Source organism: Shewanella sp. BF02_Schw, assembly GCF_014596695.2.
Taxonomy (GTDB): domain Bacteria; phylum Pseudomonadota; class Gammaproteobacteria; order Enterobacterales; family Shewanellaceae; genus Shewanella.
This window is the reverse complement of the sequence record NZ_JABKAW020000002.1, coordinates 1-20887: the sequence shown is the minus strand read 5'-3', so window position 1 is coordinate 20887 and position 20887 is coordinate 1. Positions and strand designations below refer to the sequence as shown.

At 42.7% G+C, this 20887-nt stretch carries 19 protein-coding genes and 1 pseudogene; 10 read left to right on the top strand and 10 right to left on the bottom strand.

Annotated elements, in window-relative coordinates; translation table 11 throughout:
• Window positions 1-2 precede the first annotated feature (2 nt).
• The 4 genes from rfbD (at window position 3) to HNW13_RS08470 (ending at window position 3303) form a co-directional block, all read left to right on the top strand.
• Window positions 3-881: a dTDP-4-dehydrorhamnose reductase gene (gene rfbD, locus HNW13_RS08485; protein ID WP_192115873.1), complete on the top strand. Its 879-nt coding sequence runs from the start codon at window positions 3-5 to the stop codon at window positions 879-881.
• Complete coding sequence (gene rfbC / locus HNW13_RS08480) at window positions 878-1426, top strand: dTDP-4-dehydrorhamnose 3,5-epimerase (RefSeq protein ID WP_192115874.1); 549 nt, start codon at window positions 878-880, stop codon at window positions 1424-1426. Before rfbD ends, rfbC begins: the two co-directional genes overlap by 4 nt.
• A 328-nt stretch (window positions 1427-1754) precedes the next feature.
• Complete coding sequence (locus HNW13_RS08475) at window positions 1755-2081, top strand: helix-turn-helix transcriptional regulator (RefSeq protein ID WP_192115875.1); 327 nt, start codon at window positions 1755-1757, stop codon at window positions 2079-2081.
• Window positions 2074-3303, top strand: a complete 1230-nt coding sequence (locus HNW13_RS08470) for a type II toxin-antitoxin system HipA family toxin (protein ID WP_192115876.1) — start codon at window positions 2074-2076, stop codon at window positions 3301-3303. The genes HNW13_RS08475 and HNW13_RS08470 overlap by 8 nt, the downstream gene beginning before the upstream one ends.
• A 54-nt stretch (window positions 3304-3357) precedes the next feature.
• Here HNW13_RS08470 and HNW13_RS08465 read toward each other — a convergent pair whose 3' ends face one another.
• Both HNW13_RS08465 and HNW13_RS08460 read right to left on the bottom strand, forming a co-directional pair.
• The gene (locus tag HNW13_RS08465) at window positions 3358-4593 is read right to left on the bottom strand and encodes a type II toxin-antitoxin system HipA family toxin (RefSeq protein WP_192115877.1); all 1236 of its coding nucleotides are present in this window, start codon (window positions 4591-4593) and stop codon (window positions 3358-3360) included.
• Window positions 4593-4850: a helix-turn-helix domain-containing protein gene (locus HNW13_RS08460; RefSeq protein ID WP_192115878.1), complete on the bottom strand. Its 258-nt coding sequence runs from the start codon at window positions 4848-4850 to the stop codon at window positions 4593-4595. The genes HNW13_RS08465 and HNW13_RS08460 overlap by 1 nt, the downstream gene beginning before the upstream one ends.
• 484 nt (window positions 4851-5334) lie before the next feature.
• On the opposite strand from HNW13_RS08460, the gene HNW13_RS08455 reads away from it, so the two are divergent.
• From HNW13_RS08455 to HNW13_RS08445, 3 genes are all read left to right on the top strand, one after another.
• Window positions 5335-6684, top strand: a complete 1350-nt coding sequence (locus HNW13_RS08455; RefSeq protein ID WP_192115879.1) for a HipA domain-containing protein — start codon at window positions 5335-5337, stop codon at window positions 6682-6684.
• On the top strand, window positions 6681-6962 hold the full coding sequence (locus HNW13_RS08450) for a helix-turn-helix transcriptional regulator (protein WP_192115880.1): 282 nt from the start codon (window positions 6681-6683) through the stop codon (window positions 6960-6962). Before HNW13_RS08455 ends, HNW13_RS08450 begins: the two co-directional genes overlap by 4 nt.
• A gap of 205 nt (window positions 6963-7167) precedes the next feature.
• Window positions 7168-8349 carry a J domain-containing protein gene (locus HNW13_RS08445; protein WP_192115881.1) on the top strand — a complete coding sequence of 394 codons (1182 nt, stop codon included), beginning with the start codon at window positions 7168-7170 and terminating at the stop codon, window positions 8347-8349.
• 127 nt (window positions 8350-8476) lie between these two features.
• Here the strand turns inward: HNW13_RS08445 and HNW13_RS08440 are convergent, their stop codons facing one another.
• From HNW13_RS08440 to HNW13_RS08420, 5 genes are all read right to left on the bottom strand, one after another.
• Window positions 8477-9643 carry a DUF3596 domain-containing protein gene (locus HNW13_RS08440; RefSeq protein ID WP_192115882.1) on the bottom strand — a complete coding sequence of 389 codons (1167 nt, stop codon included), beginning with the start codon at window positions 9641-9643 and terminating at the stop codon, window positions 8477-8479.
• Between the two features lie 326 nt (window positions 9644-9969).
• Window positions 9970-11226: a hypothetical protein gene (locus HNW13_RS08435; protein ID WP_192115883.1), complete on the bottom strand. Its 1257-nt coding sequence runs from the start codon at window positions 11224-11226 to the stop codon at window positions 9970-9972.
• 12 nt (window positions 11227-11238) lie between these two features.
• Window positions 11239-14118, bottom strand: coding sequence for a site-specific integrase (locus tag HNW13_RS08430; RefSeq protein WP_192115884.1), 2880 nt, complete (start codon window positions 14116-14118; stop codon window positions 11239-11241).
• Window positions 14119-14122: 4 nt separating this feature from the next.
• The gene (locus HNW13_RS08425) at window positions 14123-15706 is read right to left on the bottom strand and encodes a site-specific integrase (RefSeq protein WP_192115885.1); all 1584 of its coding nucleotides are present in this window, start codon (window positions 15704-15706) and stop codon (window positions 14123-14125) included.
• Window positions 15703-16152, bottom strand: a complete 450-nt coding sequence (locus tag HNW13_RS08420; protein WP_208062840.1) for a hypothetical protein — start codon at window positions 16150-16152, stop codon at window positions 15703-15705. The genes HNW13_RS08425 and HNW13_RS08420 overlap by 4 nt, the downstream gene beginning before the upstream one ends.
• A 1303-nt stretch (window positions 16153-17455) precedes the next feature.
• Here HNW13_RS08420 and HNW13_RS08415 point away from each other — a divergent pair.
• Window positions 17456-18244: a hypothetical protein gene (locus HNW13_RS08415; protein ID WP_192115887.1), complete on the top strand. Its 789-nt coding sequence runs from the start codon at window positions 17456-17458 to the stop codon at window positions 18242-18244.
• Window positions 18245-18700: 456 nt separating this feature from the next.
• Here HNW13_RS08415 and HNW13_RS23490 read toward each other — a convergent pair whose 3' ends face one another.
• From HNW13_RS23490 to HNW13_RS08405, 3 genes are read right to left on the bottom strand one after another with little or no spacing between them, the layout of a single operon-like run.
• A complete protein-coding gene (locus tag HNW13_RS23490) occupies window positions 18701-18943 on the bottom strand; it encodes a hypothetical protein (protein WP_243756272.1) in 243 nt (80 codons plus the stop codon).
• Entirely contained in the window at window positions 18844-19146 is a 303-nt protein-coding gene (locus tag HNW13_RS23485; RefSeq protein WP_243756227.1) for a group II intron maturase-specific domain-containing protein, read from the bottom strand. Before HNW13_RS23485 ends, HNW13_RS23490 begins: the two co-directional genes overlap by 100 nt.
• A 28-nt stretch (window positions 19147-19174) precedes the next feature.
• Complete coding sequence (locus HNW13_RS08405) at window positions 19175-19519, bottom strand: reverse transcriptase domain-containing protein (RefSeq protein ID WP_208062838.1); 345 nt, start codon at window positions 19517-19519, stop codon at window positions 19175-19177.
• A 523-nt stretch (window positions 19520-20042) separates the two neighbouring features.
• Here HNW13_RS08405 and HNW13_RS08400 point away from each other — a divergent pair.
• Window positions 20043-20573 (top strand): mobile mystery protein A, encoded by a 531-nt coding sequence (locus HNW13_RS08400; protein ID WP_243756226.1) that lies wholly within the window; start codon window positions 20043-20045, stop codon window positions 20571-20573.
• Window positions 20570-20887, top strand: a pseudogene (locus HNW13_RS08395) (mobile mystery protein B); the annotation flags it as partial. The gene HNW13_RS08400 and the pseudogene HNW13_RS08395, both read left to right, overlap by 4 nt.

Here is a 20887-nt window from a genome sequence, read left to right as displayed (position 1 = left end):
GTATGAACATATTGGTCACAGGTAAAAATGGCCAAATTGCTAGGTGTTTAGTTAAGCAACTTAATACTCTACCAGATGTCACCTTGTTGGCATTAGATCGTGACCAGCTTGATATAACAGACCCTATTAGGGTTAATAAGGTTATTGCTGAGTTTTCACCCAATATCATTATCAATGCAGCTGCTTATACCGCAGTTGATAACGCGGAACAAGAAAGCGCATTGGCCTATGCTGTTAATCGTGATGGCCCTAAACACCTAGCTGTTGCAGCGCATCAAACTAATGCCACTATTATCCATATTTCTACCGATTATGTTTTTGCTGGCGATGCTCTTGTCGCTTATGTTGAGACTGATAACACCGAACCTCAAAGTGAGTATGGCCGAAGTAAACTCGCTGGCGAACAAGCAGTTGCACGAGCGTGTTCACGGCATATTATACTCAGAACCAGTTGGGCATTTGCTGAGCATGGGCATAATTTTGTCAACACTATGCTGCGTCTTGCTAAAACCAAAGCGTCTATAGGAGTTGTTGCCGATCAGTTTGGCGGCCCAACCTATGCGGGTGATATTGCCAATGCCATAGTGACAATTGTGAAACAGCTCGTTGATGGTCATCAAGCCTACGGGATATACCATTATTCCGGTTTTCCTTATGTCAGCTGGCATGCTTTTGCGACAAAAATTTTTGACCTTGCGGTAGCGCAAGGCGTATTGAAACAGCCCATTCAAGTTACCCCTATCACAACGTTAGACTATCCCACCCCCGCAATGCGCCCAGAAAACTCACGTTTAAATTGTGATAAAATCAATCAAGAATTTGGTCTTGTGCAAAGTGATTGGCAAGCCGCATTAGTCAACATTGAAGAGTATTCACGATGAACGTCATCGCTACACAAATTCCAGATGTGAAGATTATAGAGCCCACCGTGTTTGGCGATGATCGTGGCTTTTTTATGCAGACGTGGAGCCAGCAACAGTTTGAAGCACTCGTGACAGGCAAGCCTACCATTTTTGTTCAGGATAACCATTCCAAGTCGAACAAGGGAACATTACGCGGTTTACATTATCAAACACAACACACTCAAGGAAAGCTGGTACGTGTCGTGAGCGGTGAAGTATTTGATGTGAGCGTCGATATTCGTAAAGGCTCACCTACCTTTGGTCAATGGGTCGGCGTTTACTTATCTGCCGCTAATAAACGCCAGTTGTGGATCCCAGAAGGCTTTGCCCATGGTTTTTATGTAACAAGCGACCAGGCTGAGTTTATTTACAAATGTACTGATTATTATTGCCCTGGATCTGAAGAGAGTATTGCCTGGAATGACCCCGCTATTGGCATTCAATGGCCGTTAACTAACCCACCTTTATTATCAAATAGAGATGCTCACCACAGTGTATTGCTCAAGCACGCACAATGTTTATAGCATTTAGATGCGCTTCGCTGCTAGGACGCTTCGCTGCTAGGACGCTTCGCTGCTAGCTGCACCTCATCCTGGATAGAGCGGGATATCACTGAGCGAATGTGATCAACGACTCGGCTCTTAAAACGAGGTATTTTGTAAACTCGCTACTCTAATTACTGCCCATTGTCCCATCTGCCTACAGCAAGTGAGTGCGCTATAGTTTATCTATAATTACGCATCTTAATAGCTCTTATGATATACAATAACTAATCACTTTTGTGTTATTTTGGTTAGGGTGATATGTTTTTATATATAATTTTTCTTCAGTGATGCATTAAGACGTATTGAAATGAGCTATGTAACAGAGCAGATATTAGAAAGCCTTCGAGACGCTCGGGTACGTAAGGGGTTTAGCCAGAGAGAGCTGAGCGCTCGTTCGGGTGTACCGCAAAGCCATATATCGAAAATCGAGTCTGGTGGCGTTGATTTAAGAATGTCCAGTTTGATTGCACTTGCCCGTGTACTCGACCTAGAGTTATTTGTCGTACCTAAAAAGTCTGTTCCTGCCATCAAGTCGATCATTCGAAGTAGTAACGGTACTCATAATAACGGTCTTAGCGATGAAAGTGAGCAAATGTCGCCAGCATACCAGTTAGAGGAAGACGACGATGACTAATAATGTCTCTACGTTAAACGTTTTGCTCTATGGTGAACCCATCGCAACGATCACTAATGTGGGCAATGACAGAACGCTATTTGCCTTTATGGATCCGTACGTTAATGACGAATCACGGCCCGTGTTAGGGCTTGGCTTTAAAGATTCGCTAGGTGGCTTGCTGACCAACTTCAAACCTACCCAAACCAAGTTAACCCCATTTTTCTCTAATCTTTTGCCAGAAGAAACCATGCGTAATTACCTGGCAGAGCGTGCCGGTGTGAACCCTGCGCGGGAATTTTTTCTATTGTGGGTGCTAGGGCAGGATTTAGCTGGCGCGATCACGGTTGAATCGGCCGATGGTGAAGCGCTGCCGCCTAATGTGCATCAAGACATTGAAGGTGAAACGAAAATTGAAGCTCCAATGCGCTTTTCATTGGCGGGTGTGCAGTTGAAGTTTTCAGCCGTACAACAAGTAAACGGCGGTTTGACCATTCCTGCTACGGGTAAAGGTGGCTCTTGGATTGTGAAATTGCCGTCGTCTCGATTTGAAGCTGTGCCAGAAAATGAATATTCGATGATGGAATTGGCTCGAATGTTGGGAATTAAGGTGCCAGAGACTCAGCTACTTTCCATTGACCAGATTGCCAATATTCCAGAAGGCATTGGCAAATATGGCAGCTCTTTTAAAAATGCTCAGGCTTTTGCGATCAAGCGTTTTGACCGTGCAGATGGTCAAGCTGTGCACATTGAGGACTTTGCGCAAGTTTTTGGTGTCTATCCTCAAGATAAATACAAAAAAGCGAGTATGCGGAATATTGCTCAGGTTATCGGCATCGAAGGTCAAGACGAGGACATCGCAGAATTTACTCGCAGGTTAGTGTTCAATACGTTAATTGGCAATGCCGATATGCATTTGAAGAATTGGTCTGTGATTTATAAAGACAAGCGCACCGCATCGATTGCACCTGCTTATGACTTTGTCTCGACTATTCCTTATATCCCAGATGATAGTGCGTCGCTCAAGGTTAGCCGTAGCAAAAAATTCAGCGATTTCACGTTGGATGAGTTATCACACTTAGCCGCTAAGGCCATGCTGCCAGAAAAATTGGTGTTAGATACCGCCAAGCAAACCGTAGCAGGCTTCCATGAGGTATGGGCGAAAGAAAAAGCGCATTTACCACTTACCAAGTCGATGATTGAAGCAATCGAGACACACTTACGAAGCATACCGCTACGCTAAAATGAGAAAAGATTGCCGAGTAAAGTCTGGTTTTATTCTTATCGGTCAAAAGACTCACTCAAACTTCTTCTTGCGATCATGACGGTAATTTTTTGTGGTATAAGTTGGGGTCATAGCACTTGATATCGATTGTTCAATAGACTCTCGCAATCCACTAAATAACCGCACTTCCTCAGAACGCTTCAAATAGTCCATGATGCCATCACTGATGTACTCAATAATTTCCTTAGCCTTTCTGATCCGAAATTCCTTACCCTCAGCTAATTTCAGCAAGTGAGACTCGTCTGGGAACGTTTTACTGCCAGCAAGCTTAAGCGCCATTTTGTTATCTATGGTGTCGTATATAAGCGTATGAGTAATATCAAATGGAGGAGACACAAAAATCCTAGACATATCCTGTGAGTATAGCAACGCAAAATTTTTCAAATGAGCATCACCATTACCGATGAGGCAGTTAAATACGATGTACCGGTACATTGTCTCTATTTCCACTTGGCTATTGGTGTACAGATAAACAGCCTTGAGTAATGTCTCATAACTACCACTGTACTTAGCATCAGGATCATTTGGCTTCTTTAGCAGCGTGGTGAAATCCTCATAACCAAGCTTCATCCCCTCTGACGTTTTGTCAAAACGCTCAACTACAAAAGTCTCAAAATTCTCTGCAAGGTAAGTCGCTGGAGGTTTCAAGCCACAATGGTTCGCCGCCCCCATGCAAACGTATTCGTTCACTGTTAGTAGTGGGAATTCCTGGTCAAACGACTTAACGATCAAGTCCTTTTGCTCAACGGTTCTATCGGTTATAGCGCCACCAACACCAGGAATACTGACTTTAGGCTGCATACCCGCGAGTGAGTTTCGCAGGTAATATTTTTCCAGTAATTGAGGGAACAACGGTTCAGTACTTCGATACGTCAGAATATCATTAAGGGATATCGACTCGACCTCAGGCATTTCTAATTCACTCTGATAAGACAACATACCGATACTGTGATCACCCTGAAGTGCCAACAAGTACATGTCGTTAACCTTGGCATAGCGCGCAAGCTTTTCAGCAATAAAACGGCGATTAAAACCCTCTGGCAAATTTTGCGCGAACACAGGATGCAATGCAGAAGATGAGTAACCATCCAACCCCTTTTTCGTCATAGTAAGCGACACATGCTTAGCATCCTGAATTGGTTGGTAATGATGCACAGAACCATACGTCAACACACCTAACTCAGCATCATCAGCACCAACAACAACTATGCGGTTGATTTTAGATGGGAAACTAATTTCAGTAGCCATTAGTCATCTTCCTTAAATATGCTATCAATCTCATCCCAATCTGGTAACTCATGAGTCTTTGGAGTCACACTAAATTGCAAATCAATTGCATCAAGCAAACGCTCAAAAATATCAAATGAACCAGTGAACCGACCATTCTCAATTTCAGAAATAGTAACCTTATGAATACTCGTCAATTCAGCGAGGCGCTGCTGGGTATAACCTAACGCTTTGCGGCGTTGACTAACAGCTGTACCAATCTCTGCTCTACTGCCCATACATCACCAATAAGTTAGCCATATAGCTAACATCATAAACTAAAGCATCTAAGTTAGCTATATAGCTAATATTGTTTAAGCTAGATCACCATAAAATCACCAAGTTAATCCTAAAGAAGCAATTTAGTGAGCCAGAGAAGCGATAGCTATCTTTGAAAAAATGGAAAACGATAATGGTGAGTAGTAAAGAACTTTAGCCCCTAAACCGTTCGGTTACATTTGTTATATAACATTTAGCTGCCTGATAGGCAGCTACGCTGATAAATTATATAAAGGAAAATGCCTAGCAGATGGAGTTTATCCTCTGGCGAGTAGGATTTCCTAGGATCTCGCTCTTTTACTTTGGGCGTTCTGTAGTCGCAAACTGGCGCTTGATTTTTTGAACCTAAATCGTGTCAATAAGTAGTGTAATAGCTATTTTATGTGCTAATATTGTTTCAATAAGTGGTTTTTACTCTCTTTGTTGAACCGAAATGGATGCATAATGTCGAAAGCAATTACGATTCAAATTAACTACGCTTTTGAGTGGCATGATGTTGCGACTATCGAGTTTGCAGAACACCTTGATTCAAGCTTTTGTCGACTGGACTATGAAACAGATCATGTATTTGCACACTATAATGATTTTGCAGAAACCGCAGCCTGCGTCACTTTGCCAAACGACACCATGCCCTATCGAAATAATAAAAACTGGTTTCGTTTTTTAGATGACATTATTCCCGCAGGCTCAAGTCGTAAATACTGGCTACGAACACTGCGCTTGCTCGATGAAGATAAGCTTACCAGGAATTTTATCCTGTTATCTCAAGGTACTATCGCACCGATAGGCAATATCAGGGTGAAAGAGTCGGTACCTGCCGCTATTACCAACCCAATACCGGTAACGTTTAGCGTTGAGGATGTCTGTAGGCTTGAAGTCGACTTTATCGAATACGCACAGGCCAATGGAGCCGCTGCTAGCGGTGCGTCTGGTGCAGGTGGTGCTGCGCCTAAATTACTTCTTCGTTGTGATCCATATGACAGAGTGTGGATCGATACCTTTCAGGATAATCCAAGCAATCTAGACACCCGATACTTAGTCAAATTTCCAAGAGGAAGCGCAAGTATCGACCACGATATTTTAAGGGCTGAGTTTCACTTCTATCACGAACTTAAAGCGCTTGGTTTCGATACTATACCCACTGATGAAATGCGCTTGATAGCGAGCGAGCGAGGTCCATCACTTTGGTTGCCGAGGTTTGATGTTGCAACAATAGGCAATAAACAGCAACTGCTTGGTATGGAGTCAGTTTACTCTGTGTTAGATATTGCTCCTGCTACTATGATGGAGCATGGCGAGGTGATCCGCGCTTTAATAGAAGTGTTTACTTTAAAAAACGATAACAGTGAAACAACAACGTTTCTCGATGCAGAGAATGGAATCGCAGCGTTTGTTATCGAGTGGGTTCGCAGGGACTTGCTTAATATTGCTTTTGGTAATTCCGATAATCACGGTCGTAATACGTCATTCATCAAGCAGAACAACCGTGTATCCCTTGCGCCTATCTACGACTTTGCCCCCATGAAAGCCGATCCAAAAATGATATCAAGGACTTTTATATGGGGGGGAGGACTTGAATTAGGTGGACAATATGACTTTGTTAACATCGCCAATAGTCTTGCTGATCTTATTGAACCAAAAGAGCTTTTAGATGCATTGGCTCAAACAGCAATAGAATTAGTTGAACTCAAGCAAAGGCTGGGAAACCGAGGTGTTCCCCAGTCTATTCTCTCTTTCCCAAGTATGGGGTATGAACATTTAGAGCAGAAATTCAAAACCTGGAAACTACTATGACAGAAAAGGCCAAAATGTTAGCCCAAGAGAATCGTCATGGCCGACTACCACTTGCTGCAAAGCGTCAAAAATTGCCGAGCTCTGTCAAAGATGAGCTTATGAAAAGTATTTGCATTGAGCTTATTACCAGTCAGATCACGATGGGTAAGGCTTTGCAGAGGTTGCGTACTGAAATGCTATTCGCAAATCAAGAGCAATATGCCAAAATGGTCGGCATTACAAGGAAGACATTATCTGAGATTGAGGGAGATAAATCGAAAGCTAGCGCTTTAGTTTAGGCAAAGCCCTAAGGGGGGTTGGACTGGAGTTATTGGTCTTACCCAGAGATAAGTTTTTACAGGGTGAAATCATCGGTTATGAAAGCGCAACTGACGGTTCTGGCGCAAAAGTATTACCGGGATGATGTGTCAAAGGTTGATAAAACGGTATCATTCTTGATAATAGACTCACTTAAATCAAAAAAGCTTCAATACGGTACTCTGCATGACATTAATGGCCATTATCGACAACTCTGAGCTCAACACATCTAACAAACAGTGGCAAAAGCTCGACAAATTGTGGCAAGACGTCGAGAAAAAACAAGCGCGTAATCAACGCTATCGCGCAAAATTAGATGGTTTTTATGAAGAGTTTAAACCGCTAATCGAGTCAAAAGAGCATGTTGTGTGTGCTGCGACCGGAAAGTGGATCCAACATTTACTAACTTTTGTGCCACGCAAAACGATTAAGGGTAACCAAAGGGTTGAACTTTATGGTTGGATTGAAGAGGAGCTCACTATACTTGAGGCCAACCCATTTAATCCCATTAGCACAACTGATTTGCGAGAGTTTTTTACTTCGTTATTGATTGATTTTCAATCGACGATGCCAAAGCAAACGGTGAGTGATGAAGAGCTTGAGGCGCTAAGGGAAGATCTGTTTGGCATGTTTGGTGAGTGGTTGCCTTTAAGCAACGAAGAGCTTATTGATATGATACATCATCCTGAACGTTTTCAAGCGTATATTCATGACATGCTCAGCCAAAGCAATAACGCAGAAGCTCAAGATGAACATCAAGATGATGTTGAGTGGGATGAACCAGGCTGGGACATGGGTGATGACTTTTCATTCGAAAACGATGACTCTGAATTACCGATGAGCACTGCGTTATTTGAAGATAAAGCGATGACGAAACTGTATCGACAACTCGCGAATCAACTTCATCCTGATAAGGAGCAAGATCCTGCGCAAAAAGCCTTAAAGAAGGACTTAATGCAGCTTCTTTCTCAGGCTAAAAAAGGTAAAGATGCGCTCGCGTTACTGATGATGGCACAGGAACATTTGCCCGAATATAAACTCATCGCTGATGAGGGCATGATAAAGCGAGTGGAAGCCGCGTTATATTCAAAAATAGCATTACTAAACCAAGATCATCAATTTATGCAGCATGGCAACGACATTAAATCGGAAATTTGGCGTCGTTTTGGCGGTGGCGGAAAGGCGTCGCGCGCAAAAACGTTGCAACAGTATGGCGATCTGCTGATCATTGAAGCTGAAGCATTATACGCTAAGATCAATAACGTCACGACGGTGCAAGCCCTGCGTGAACAGTTAAGTCAGCGAATGCATCAGCAGGAATTGAATGACATGATGGGGTTTGGCATGTTTGAAGATTTTCTAGATTAGATTTTGTTTGTCGAGATGTCATCGCTGACGTTTTAAGCGTTTGGCATGCTCACTTCATCTATTATGATGGGGTCTTAATCCAAGCCACTATAGACCTTGTCACTGGGTCTATAGTGGCAAAGGTTTTTTAGCCCAGTCCCTCGCTTTTCATTAATGAGTCAAATGCATTACCATCAAGGCGAGAAGCATTGGCAACATAGGGGGCATAGACTTCAAACAGTAGTCGGGTGTCGCTATGTCCTAGCATATGGGAAATGTATAGCGGGTTCTCATGAGCCGCAATATGCAGCACTGCGGCTGTATGGCGTGTTTCATAAGGTCGACGGAGTCTTAAGCCTGCGGCTTTTAAGGTGGGGAACCACAATTTACGACTTATAAAATGCGTTGAAGGTGGTAAGCCTGTCGGCGCGATAAATACAAAGTTAGATCGTCCGGTTTTAACGGCTTGAATACGTTTAAACGCATCAAATACGGTGTCACACATCTTAAGCTCACGGCGTGATTTTGGTGTTTTTACATCACACACTTCACCATTAACCCAATTTTGACGAACGCGAATTAATCGATGGTCAAAATCAATGTGGTCCCACTCTAAACCATGCACCTCACAGCTGCGCATGCCCGTCCAGAAGCGAATGATAAAATAGTCCTTCCACTTTTTAGGCACACTCGCAAGAAACTTGCGCACCTCATCGATGGTCATGGGGTTTGACTCTGCTTTTTCTTCTTTGAAGGCCTTATAACGTCTCAGTGGATACTCAAACTTATACTCTTCTGCCGCTAAGCTGATAATGGCAACCAAAGGCCAGAGGATGAAGTTAATTCGCCGATTAGACAATAAACGAGAACCGTCTTTTTTTACCCCTTCACTTAAGTCCTGACGAAAGTAATCCACCTGTGACAGCGATAGTTCGTTGACTAATGTGTTGCCGAAGTGGGGGATAAGGTATTTATCCAATGCACTGCGCACCGAATCTCGATAGCTGTTTTTCCAGGTGGCTTTTTTTCGTTCAAACCACTGGTTCGCAAAGTCATCAAAGAAGGGGTATTGACGGTCGGGGTGAGTGGCGCGTTGCAGTTGTTCAAACTTGACCACTTTTTTGCTGTTTGGGAAGTAGTCGCGGTATTGGAAGGTGCCTAAGTCAATTTCGGCACTCATTTTTTTTAGTGTGGCTTTGGCGTTGTTGAGGTTTTTAGGGGTGGCCATCAATTGGGTGCCTTCACGAAAACGGCAACCATAAAGATGTAAGTCGAACTGAATACGCCCATTGGGGCGAATGCGAATATGGACCATGAAAGGCCTCCATCAAATAGATCTGTCCCTACCCGATGGAATTCGTTAGAATTTAGCCATCGGCTGGGCTTGGATTAATAGCTAGGGCAGCCGGTACGGGGGAGAGTGGTTGCCGCCACTCTCTCCCAACTGCTATTTAAGGGTGACCTAACTTGTAAAACGCGCAAGTTAATCACCTCAGTGTGTCTTCCCAATAGGCTAAAAATATAGCTTATTCGTTAACCAGTTCTAGTTATATACCCAGTACTGTGTATTTGTCCAGTGTTTTATTGTACTTATTCAAACAACACATCAACATAATGCGCCACGCCCGTTTTATTCCGAAATCAAACATCCTTAAAACCAAATAAATCATCCTGGCTATGTGTATCGCCATCAGCATTCTGCTGTTTTAGCATGATCTCTAGTCTGGCTTTCGACTGCAGTACCAGTTCCATTTTCGGGGAAGCATATTCGATATCTGTGATACTTTGGTAAGGCTCGGCATTATCTCTGTCGTTATAAAACCCCAACTTTAGCCCTCCTTGCTCATTAATTAATACCGCGATTTTCATTTGTTCAGCATTGGTAATATCTTTAATTCGCACATGATTTAGCTGACTCAGATTGATGCTGTATAACGAGGGCTTGTGACAATCGATGTGTTTTGTGCGAATAAAACGGTTACTGCCGGTCTCTTCAACTAAGCTGGCAAGCATGACATAGTCTTTATCGATATAGAGTAGTGCTTGATTGGCTTTTTTGAGTGGCGTAATCGACAAATATTTTTTGAGATCTTCTTTAAAATCATAAACGTTGATGAAAATTTTTACCTCGACCCGATACGCTGTTTCTTTTTTTAATCGATATTCACGCAGTGATGCTAACGAACTTGAGTTCACGCTGTGACCATCACTAAATATTGCGCGTTCATCATCTAGATAATACAGGATCTGTTCTGCATCAGTGTTATGACAGATCCGTTCTAGTTGTACCACGCTATCTTTGTTCAGCAATATGCCATGTGTTACTTCCATATTCTCTGGTAGCGCACAGGTCTGAATATTGTTGTCACGCTCAATACGGACTTTTTGTAGCTCTTTATTGAGCTCAAACACATCAAACGGCTGATGGGCCTCGGCGACGTCAAGGATCACCCTCGCCGAATCAGTAGGTAATGACTGGTAAGCTTGGTTTTTATGCTGTTCAAGAAAAGCAAGATGCTCCTCGATTGGCGGTTTAGCTTGAATGTATAGACGAGATACTTGTGCCATCAGGCCATTGAGTATCGGTAACTTTTGCTGTTTACCATACTCGACTTCGATAGTGATTGGGTTTCTATTTAACGTGTTATCTAGTTCAGCCCGCCACCATGTACTGAAGCTACTTGCACATAACGACCATTGACCTTTTTTGAGTCCCCAGTCACTGCTAAGTGGCAATTGAACCATAGAGGGAAAATCGCTCTGACCTCCGATTAAATAGCCCAGTTCTTTGTTCTCTATCACCACAGTGACATAAGGAATAGGATCTCTATCACTGATAGCGTTAACCAGGTGGCTAATGCCTTGTTTACGGTCTGCATTGAATTCAAGTTTTGGCATGGTGGGATCCTTTTAAGTCGTGATAGTTAATAGATCAGCAAAATACTGCGCTAGTGGGCGTTTGAATATTATTGCTGAAAATGGTGTGTGCAATATGATGTTAAGACTGGTGTCACCAACGGGTATAACGTTATACAACACTGTGTCTTGCTTGCGAGCAAAGTGGCTTTTGACCAATTCAAGCTTATGACTGTTAAGGCTTTTTCGATTTTGCACTAAAGTCAATTTTGCATTGAATGATTTGAGAAACCCTTGATGACATAAGCTCTGAAATGCTTTAAGTGTTCGTTGGTTGCAGGGGCAATTAAATACAATATCTAGCTTGCCTGGCTCATCCGGTCTTGCTAAGTGTTCACTTATGAACGCTTCAGCAATCGTTGCTCCGCCTAAGTGCTTCATCGCGGTGCATTGCTTTTTATCCAACACTAACCCTTGGTGTTGCCCCAACAGCATCCACGCTTGGCTCAGGGACCTCATTGTAAGCTCTCCAGTTGTTAACTTGCGCATTGCTTGACCATTTATAAGATGAAATACTTGCCCGTTGTGCCATTGTCTTGGTGCGTTAGCAGTCCAAATTTTTAACCATTCATTGTCATCCCATTGCTGTTTAAGCATGGATGCTGGCTGTTTTGGGACGATTCTTTTTAGCAGTTGCGCTTCGCTATAGTAGGGGCGGTAACATTTTTTAGCTTGTTCAGGCAATGAGGCGTATTGAGGACTAAGTTCAGCAAGTACCCTGGATATATCATTTGAACCGGTTGGCATATCTAAAATGAAGCGTAATTCATCACGACTGTAGTAACATTTGTGTGGCTTAAATAGTGGAATGATCCGCTCAAGTCCATGTAAATAATGACGCCGTGTGGTTGCATAGTGGGCATGGCCAAATTGGGCGCTAATTACATCAAAAAGCAAGCAGTCGTTTATCTCGCTAAAATCACGCCCCTCTAGCCAAAAACTAAAGCGTGCTAAGCAGTTCTGTTTAGTCAGCATTGTTTGCATCGCTCTATCATCGAGCAAACAGGCCAAATGGTTATCTTCTCGTTCATAGGCTAAATGCAACCCCTGCAGATAGGTGAGCTCAACACCTGAATGGCGTAAATGATGAAAACGTACTTGCGTGCCAAACAGTCCTTTGAGCACCTGTGTTACCGGGTATAAATAATGACTTGCGCGTGACGCAATGGATTCACCACATAATGCCAATAGCGGTTGTGCGTGATCACTCTCTGCATGGATTTTAATGACAATGCGTACAAGTTTGGCTGCCACTTCTGGCATGACAATATACACATGGCGAGTTTGTCGATTTTTAGTTCGGCCTTCAGCAGTTTTTGTGATGGTGAGCTGAAAATGGTTATTCTGATTGAAGGCTTGACGAATATCCCCCACACGAAGGCGTAATACCTCGCCACGACGTAACGCACCATAGAAGCCAAATAAGGCTGCGACACTGGCAAACAGTCGTTGCAGAGCGTGGCCATTTGATGAAGATAGTAAGTGCTCGATAACTAGGTGTAACTGAGCAACACTCAGCCGAAAGGGATCAACTCGAGCAGGTAAACTAGGCTTTTCAAATTGACTCAAATCAAGGTGATCGGTCAATGGCTGTTGGGACACACTGCGTAAAAACTGGTAGAAATGCCAGGCCTGAGAGTCTTTGTCATTAAGGGTTTCAAATGCTTGCTGCGCCCATAGTGCTAATTTATCGGGCTCGCAAGCCGCTTGATACGTTAACGGAGCAAGGTTTTTGTAAAAGTTGCTGTAGCGGTCGACTGTGTCTGCTGGTAGGTTGTCACGTTTAACTCCGCCCTCAATAAATAACGACTCGCAGAAATGAAACAGAAGCTTAGGCAAGATGTTATCTTGAGTCCCACTGGGCACTAATGGGATTACTGCGGATGCGTTGTTTTTACGGCGGTAAGATTTGATTAATTCTTTGTGTGGCCAATGAAGCTTCCCCGACTTTGAATGAATGGCATCTTGGTTTTCTTGTCGCTGAAATACGATAGGTTGGTAGAGTGATTTTTTGATTGCGAGTGGCAACGTTGGGCTGAAATGTTGAGGTAACGTCGCAACATGGCGTAGAGGATCTGAAATATCGCGCAACAGTTCGGCAGGTACTTGATAATGATGGTGCCACAATGACTGAAACGTTCGTTGCCACTTCGCTTCTGAGCGCGGAACAAGATAATAAGGCTGCGCAGATAATGCACTATTTAATGCTTTTAAAAGGGCACTTTTTGTTGGTTCCTGAGTTTGCTGTAGCATATATTGTTGTAATAGCCGATAAGCAAACAGTGGCAGTGGTAACCGGGTAAAACTAGGCTGAGTGTCGTTAGCAAATGCCGCGATAGGCGTTGGGTGTGGCACCTTTAGGGTATATTGACCTTCAAAAAATGTGATTGGATCAGTACTACAGAGCACCGCTTGCCAGTAATTTAATGGCAGGGGCGCTACTTCTATGTAGAGCACGACCAGTAACCAAGCTAATTCACTCTGAGATCTACTTTTGGGGGCGGCGAGAAAGCGCTGGCGTTGCTGAGAGTAGCCTCGTAGTACTCTGCCAGCATCGTCGTTGAAGATTTGTATTTCACGCATCCACTCGAGTGCACGATCTTGACACCGCGCCTCTTCTTTTAGAGGCAGCACCCAATCACAGACTTCATAAAGAAATTGTAAGACTTGAGCTTTTGCTCGTTTGAGCCGACGTTGTCGCCCAGTTGGAATGTCGCTTATGGCATTATTTATTTGCTTGAGACTGACTTCACTGAGTTGACGTTGGCTGGCGTGTTGCTCAATCTGTAGACATACCCAATCGATATCGCTGCGTTTTTCTATCACTAGCCCCAAGTCATCATGGTAGCGCTGTAATGTACTGTAATTGAACATATCACTACTCCTCCATGATTGGCGCTAGCTGTAAAAAATCACTGATGCCGTTAAGGTGTTTTTTGAGTTTTCTTTGTGATGCTGGGAAATGCATATCACTGCCAAGGTGCTCACCGAAGGAGGAGTGTCCCATTAGTTGATCAACATCTTGAGTCGATAAGACTGGATCGAGTGATGCCCTTGCGTGCTGAGCAAAAAAATGCCGTAGTTGGTAGGGCACAACCTGAACACTTTGTATGCATTCAGACCAGTACTGCCTCATAAAATAACGCAGTGTCTTTGCTGTGAGAGGCTGCGGTTCACCTACTTCATTGATCTCAAACCACACCATTGGTGAGGGGGTAAACTTTGGGAAAAATTGATTGAGTTGCTGTTTGAGCTGTTCAAATCGCTGGATTGCTTGCTGCAGATAATCAGGGAGCATAATACTGCGCCAGCGTCCCTTGTCGCTAACAATAGCGTATTGAAAGTTAAAGCAGTAAGCCTGTTCAAGCGTAATCGCATGCGTCGGGCGAGCACCTGTTAATACGATGAACAGTAATGCGAGTTCATTCGCGCGAAAATTAACTAACTCACGTAAGGCGATCGTGGTGTACTGCGGGCGTGTCAGCTGTCGCCCTTGTTGATGTAAATGACGGAAAAAATGCCTTACTTTATCCACCTCCAACATCCGCTGTGACCCAATAGCAAGAGCTTGTGTTTTGACATAGGTTTTGGTTGCTTTAGTGAGATCGAGGTGAAACTCTGCAATGCGGCCCGCTACGAGTAAATGTTCAGGCAGAGGGTCATTTCTATGTAGCAGTGAACGTTCGTTAGCGGTGATGGGAAGCGGCACACTGAGCATCGGTTCGAGCTTCGGATCCATCAGTACTTGACGAAGTCTATCGAGATATCGGGTTTGTGCGTGAAAGATCTCGTAACGTAGCTGATCGCTGTCTTGGGATTGATAGGCACTGGCAGAGTGATGATGCAAGCCTGCTTCACCGAGCAATGTTCGTTTACTGAGTGTCGATAGGCTACTATCAAGATTGGCTAACGTTTTGAAGTAACCAAAAAGTCCATCACGGCGCATGCGGTATCGGCCTGATAATGAGGGTGGGGTTCGCCATTTTGTCGTTACCCAATCAATAAAAGCCTCTTTTTCATGAACGGATAGATCCCAATGCTCGATAGACTGGGTTAAGGCATGGCTAAAGTAAGCATTGAGCCCGTTCGGTAACGGCTGCCACTGCCATTTAATGCCATGTTGTGTGTCGTGTGCCAATGCATACTCGACCCATGAAATATTATTCATACGCACTCGCCGTAGTGCATTGGCTCTGCATGGTTCACTGCCAGTGAGAATGTCTATCGTGGGGATATCGTCAATAGTTTTGCAGTCCACAAGTTCGCCAGTGAGCCAAAGATAGACAAAATAAAACAAATGTCGATCGTAAGGGCTGATCTTTTTGTTAACGCTAGGGTGTCTTTGCGATTTTAATCGATGCAGAGCGGTAAGTAATGTTAACGCTACGCTCATCGGCTCAGGGAAGACTCCACCGCTATTTCGTTGACGTGCTTTACGTTTGATAGCACTTAGTTTACTCATGCTTTGCCTTTGCTCTTATCGTCATTGCGGGCTAGCTTCTTGTTGTCTAACCGTATTGCAGATGGCGATACCCCTGCAAATAGTGCTAAGCGGCTTTTCTTTGGCAGAGTATTGGCTGATATCGAATGGGTTGACTTAGCATTATTAAGTCTAGAAGCCAGCGTTTTTAGGTGTGAAGATTGATAGCTGTTTTGCAATGCTGGAAGGGTGAACATTAATGTCGTGATTGTTTGCTCGATGTTATCTGCTGAATGTTGGTATTCACATAAGCTCACTTTTTGTGATTGAGCACAGGGATGTTGTCTCAGTAGAGCAAACAATGGTTCGGGCGTTAAAAGTAGAAAATGCTCATGAGTTACAGATATGACATACAGAGTTATTGTTTTCAGCAAGATATGTATTTCATGCTCATGAAGATGGTCAATCACGCCGGCGGGGGACGGCACCGTTATCTCCTCGCGGAGTAAACTTGCGACCAAAGGATGGTACTCGAGGGTAAAACTGTTAATTAAGCGCTGTTTTGTTTTCATATTTACCATATTTTTATTCTTCATGCGCATATAGATGACGCTTACCGAAATTAATTTTTCATGTCTCTTATTTACTGTCTATTTGTACAGTAATTATTGGTAATTACAATAGATATACTATTTATATTTATTAATAAATCCTTTACTATTCATGATATTACACAACAAAAATGTTGTTTTTTATTGTGTAATAAACGATTTAGGTGATTTTGATTCATATTTTGGCGAAAGATAAATTGATTGGGATGATGAATTTAAATTGATGTGGATGCACTTATAGATTGTTATTGAGCTTGTCGTGGAGAGTAAATTGATAGTATCCCCCGAACCAATTATTGGCATCTCTGAATGAAATGGCATTACACCTTGTTGATTTTAAAAGTCTAATACAACGAAAATTACCTGATCACATTGTGGGAAAACCGGTTCCATCATAGTATTTTTTAACATTAGCAATCGTGGATTGCACCGTGCAAAAGCACAAAATTTTCAATACGAATAATTGATTACGGTATTTCTAGTCGAGGCATGATTATTCGCAAGATCCGCTAGAGCAGCGTTAAAGTCGATTTGACGACAAACAACAATTCACTGCACAACATAAAATCAAGGTCTCGACCTTTTTGTTTTTGTTTGTCGATCTTGTGCACCAGTTTGCTTGGGAGTCTTTGACAGGCCTATGGTGATTGCAGACGATTAATTAGTTTCTTACTTAGGCTGTTGTTGAATAATGTTAACTTCTTGACCTTTTAAATACTGTGGATGATATGGCTGATCGGTACACGTCTAACGAACCACACCTGTTTATCTAAATTTTTGCATTTAAAGGGATATTTAAATAACAATAGTCGTAAAACGCTGCTAAAAAGGTGACAAGATTAATGACTTGGCGCGTGACATAACCATTAACGAGTGTGGTAAATGACGCCAATCTGTTATCTGCCCTATGTCGCCGCATTCACTTTATAATAGGACTAAATTCCTATTTAAACCATTAATAGAATCAAAAGAGCATGTTGTGTGTGTTGCGACCGGAAAGTGGATCAGACATTTGTTAACGTTTGTGCCACGCAAAACGATTAAGGGTAAGCAAAGGATTGCACTTTATGATTGGATTGAGGAGGAGTTAACTATACTTGAGGCTAATCCATTTAATCCCATTAGTACGACTGATTTACGTGAGTTTTTTACTTCATTGCTGGTTGATTTTTAATCAATTATGCCAAATCAAACTGTTAGTGATGAGGAGCTTGAGGCTCTTCGGGAAGATCTGTTTGAAATGTTCGGTCAGTGGTTGCCTTTAAGCGACGAAGAGCTTATTGACATGATACATCATCCTGAACGTTTTCAAGCTTATATTCAAGACATGCTGAGCCAAGGCAATAACTCAGAAGCAGAAGATGATTTTGAGTGGGATGGACCAGATTGGAATATGGGTGATGACTTTTCATTCGAAAATGATGACTCTGAATTACCGATGGGCACAGCGTTATTTGAAGATAGAGCGATGACGAAACTGTATCGACAACTCGCTAATCTACTTCATCCGGATAAGGAGCAAGATCCTGAGCAAAAAGCCTTAAAGAAAGACTTAATGCAGCATCTTTCGCAGGCTAAAAAAGATAAAGATGCTCTCGCGTTACTGATGATGGCACAAGAATATCTGCCCGAATATAAACTCATCGCTGATGAGGACATGATAAAGCGAGTTGAGGCAGCATTATATTCAAAAATAGCATTACTAAACCAAGAGCATCAATTTATGTTGGATGGCAACGACATTAAATCAGAAATTTGGCGTCGTTTTGGCGGCGGCGGAAAGGCGTCGCGCGCAAAAACGTTGGAGCAATATGGCGATCTGTTGATAGTTGAATCAGAAGCATTATACGCTAAGATCAATAACGTCACGACTGTACAAGCCATGCGTAAACAGTTAAGTCAGCGGAACCATCAGCAGGAATTGAATAACATGATGGGTTTTGAGATGTTTGAAGACTTTCTGGATTAGACCATATTGGCTTGATACTGCGATAGATTATCATTACGTGATCAAGTTCATCAAAAGACTGACACCTCTAGGGCCTGTTGAACTTTGCTGATTGAATGTTGTTCGAGTTAAAAATGTGTTAATCGAGGCGAATGGATTGCTGCCTAGTCATCTAAGCAACAATCACTTCGCAAAGCATCATTCAACAAAGAGTAAAACGTTTTACCCAAACCCTTCCGGCAGCGTTTGTCGGCCATTTTTATTGCGTTATCGACTTTTTATGTAGAATAACTCCACCTCAACGTCTCTGCCTTGAATTTGTATATGTGTGTAATGGTCAACAATTCGCTGCAAAAAATGTCGGGTAGACGACACTTGTTGCCAAGTGCCGTCCCCCTAAGAACCCAGCGTGCAACTTTCACTGCACTAGGCTCAAGCCTCAAGCATCCACAAAGGTATCGTTAGATACCCAGCAACTTATAAAGCAGTGAGAGCAGGTTCGTTCCAAGCGTTACGGGCTTGCTTTTTTGACTTTCTCATAGCCAAGTATTCTTGGTATTGAGGGGCAAATGGTATAGCTGTACTTCGGATTTTTACATGCCTCTCAATAGGCACTTTGGCTATTTGGAATAGATTAAATTGGCAATCCATATCCATGACCTTCTGCCAATCGTGAAATTGCCACTGGCCTTTTCGGTTGATGAAGTATTTAAGATCCATGTTTTAGACTTTGTAGGATGACACCTTACTGCCCAGTGCCATAACGAATAGAATAGTTTGTGCCCAACATATCCGAATACTTGTTTAGCAACACAATGACGATAATAATTCGCCCACCCCCATAGTTTCGGATTTATAAGTTTGATAAGGTCGTTAACAGGGATGGTTGCGTGCTTTTTGATGAGTTCGTGCAGGTTACTCAAGAACAACAGCGTGTTGGATTTACTCGGTTTAATGAGCAATTTTTCCTTTGTACTTCCTATGATTAAACCCTAAGAAGTCAAAACCATTGCTGATGTGGGTAATATGCGTTTTCTCTTTGGAGAGTGTTAAGCCTCTTTCCGCTAAGAAATCAGCGATCAACGGTTTGATATCGTTCTCGAGCACTTCCTTTGAAGCGCAAGTGACGACGAAATCGTCTGCGTATCCAATAAAGTTGGCTCTGGCACCCTTTTTGAGTGCTGTAGACTTTATGCGCTGTTCGAGTCCTGCCAGAGTCATTAGCATCAAGGTTGGGGATATAACCTCTCCTTGTGGTGTGCCCTCATTAGTATGATAAAACAGCCCTTTAACCATAAAGCTAGATTTTAACCATTGTTCCTAGGTTCATCTGGTGATACAGATGGTTCACTCAAAAGCGGTGAACAGCGCTTCATACGACCTCACGTCGCACGCCCCAATGTGAGCTACGGCTCAAGTTGTGTTTTGGGGTGGTTACTGATTTTAAAATACAAAAAGTAATGGGTGATAAGAGGCAACACTTGACCTCATTGTCTTGCGCGAGCTACTCACCTCAGCTAGCCTTCAAGCACAAAAAGGCCGCTATTAAGTGGTTTTTTGTATCTTAATCCAATTACAATAGTTAATTTGATGTATCCTTTTTAAGATACAAAAGCATAATTAGTATCTATAATCTCATACGCCTAACAAAATATGTATCTCAATTAAGATGCATTTACTGTTAATCTGTAATCAAAATAAATGCAATACAAAATATTATGTATCTATAATGTGATACAAATATCACATTTGTGTCATCATATTGAAATACGCAAAATGGAAAGTGTATCTAATTTCGATTATGCTTAAGACATAAACAATGGAAAACGAGGTTACTATGTACTCTTTTCGAAGCAATCCGCACAAGCAACAACCCGTTAAGAAAACGGTTTTAAGACAGTACAGAGAACTGGTTGATGCAGTTAAGGGAACGCTAATCCCCTCAATACCTAAAGAGGGCTGGATTAGAACAGTAAGAAAAGCTCTGGATATGTCAGGCGCCCAGCTAGCAGATAGAGCTGGCATGACAAGAAATAGAATTTCAGTCCTTGAAAGGCGCGAGGCTGATGGCGACATAACTCTAAATCAGTTAAAGCAACTGGCTGAAGCTCTAGACTGTGACTTCTCATACACTCTAGAACCTAAAAAGGCTGTTTCTGACACAATGCAAGAGCGTGCGCTGATGATTGCGACAATAGAAGTAAAGAAAGCATCTAAAAATATGTTTCTAGAGGCGCAATCAGTTAGCAAAGAGAAAGAAAATATCTTAATAAATGAACTAGCCGAAGAAATTATGCGTGCCGGTGGGCGTAAGCTATGGGGTAAAAATAAGGAAGACAAAGTATTTTGATCATTGATGAACCAGAAGCTGCTACACCGCTTGATCCAGATGATATGGAAGGGTTGAAACACCCACACGTAACAACAAGAGAACAACTTAACGAACTTGAACAATCCAATATACTAGCAGGCCAGCAATGGGTTAGTGGTATCTCTGGCCTAACGCTGGATTCTATTTTCTCGGCTGAGTTCGTTCTTGCCCTCCATCAGCACCTATTTGGTGATGTATGGACCTGGGCTGGGGCCACTCGAAACAAAGAGTTAAGCATTGGCTGCGATCCTTTCCAAATCAGGCCCAAGCTCCACAACTTTCTAGAAGATGCT

What these genes read in the sequence shown, in the direction of transcription:
- rfbD (WP_192115873.1), top strand. Translation starts at nt 3, where the DNA reads ATGAACATATTGGTCACAGGTAAAAATGGCCAAATTGCTAGGTGTTTA.
- rfbC (WP_192115874.1), top strand. Translation starts at nt 878, where the DNA reads ATGAACGTCATCGCTACACAAATTCCAGATGTGAAGATTATAGAGCCC.
- HNW13_RS08475 (WP_192115875.1), top strand. Translation starts at nt 1,755, where the DNA reads ATGAGCTATGTAACAGAGCAGATATTAGAAAGCCTTCGAGACGCTCGG.
- HNW13_RS08470 (WP_192115876.1), top strand. Translation starts at nt 2,074, where the DNA reads ATGACTAATAATGTCTCTACGTTAAACGTTTTGCTCTATGGTGAACCC.
- HNW13_RS08465 (WP_192115877.1), bottom strand. Translation starts at nt 4,593, where the DNA reads ATGGCTACTGAAATTAGTTTCCCATCTAAAATCAACCGCATAGTTGTT.
- HNW13_RS08460 (WP_192115878.1), bottom strand. Translation starts at nt 4,850, where the DNA reads ATGGGCAGTAGAGCAGAGATTGGTACAGCTGTTAGTCAACGCCGCAAA.
- HNW13_RS08455 (WP_192115879.1), top strand. Translation starts at nt 5,335, where the DNA reads ATGTCGAAAGCAATTACGATTCAAATTAACTACGCTTTTGAGTGGCAT.
- HNW13_RS08450 (WP_192115880.1), top strand. Translation starts at nt 6,681, where the DNA reads ATGACAGAAAAGGCCAAAATGTTAGCCCAAGAGAATCGTCATGGCCGA.
- HNW13_RS08445 (WP_192115881.1), top strand. Translation starts at nt 7,168, where the DNA reads ATGACATTAATGGCCATTATCGACAACTCTGAGCTCAACACATCTAAC.
- HNW13_RS08440 (WP_192115882.1), bottom strand. Translation starts at nt 9,643, where the DNA reads ATGGTCCATATTCGCATTCGCCCCAATGGGCGTATTCAGTTCGACTTA.
- HNW13_RS08435 (WP_192115883.1), bottom strand. Translation starts at nt 11,226, where the DNA reads ATGCCAAAACTTGAATTCAATGCAGACCGTAAACAAGGCATTAGCCAC.
- HNW13_RS08430 (WP_192115884.1), bottom strand. Translation starts at nt 14,118, where the DNA reads ATGTTCAATTACAGTACATTACAGCGCTACCATGATGACTTGGGGCTA.
- HNW13_RS08425 (WP_192115885.1), bottom strand. Translation starts at nt 15,706, where the DNA reads ATGAGTAAACTAAGTGCTATCAAACGTAAAGCACGTCAACGAAATAGC.
- HNW13_RS08415 (WP_192115887.1), top strand. Translation starts at nt 17,456, where the DNA reads ATGCCAAATCAAACTGTTAGTGATGAGGAGCTTGAGGCTCTTCGGGAA.
- HNW13_RS23490 (WP_243756272.1), bottom strand. Translation starts at nt 18,943, where the DNA reads ATGGATCTTAAATACTTCATCAACCGAAAAGGCCAGTGGCAATTTCAC.
- HNW13_RS08405 (WP_208062838.1), bottom strand. Translation starts at nt 19,519, where the DNA reads ATGGTTAAAGGGCTGTTTTATCATACTAATGAGGGCACACCACAAGGA.
- HNW13_RS08400 (WP_243756226.1), top strand. Translation starts at nt 20,043, where the DNA reads ATGGAAAACGAGGTTACTATGTACTCTTTTCGAAGCAATCCGCACAAG.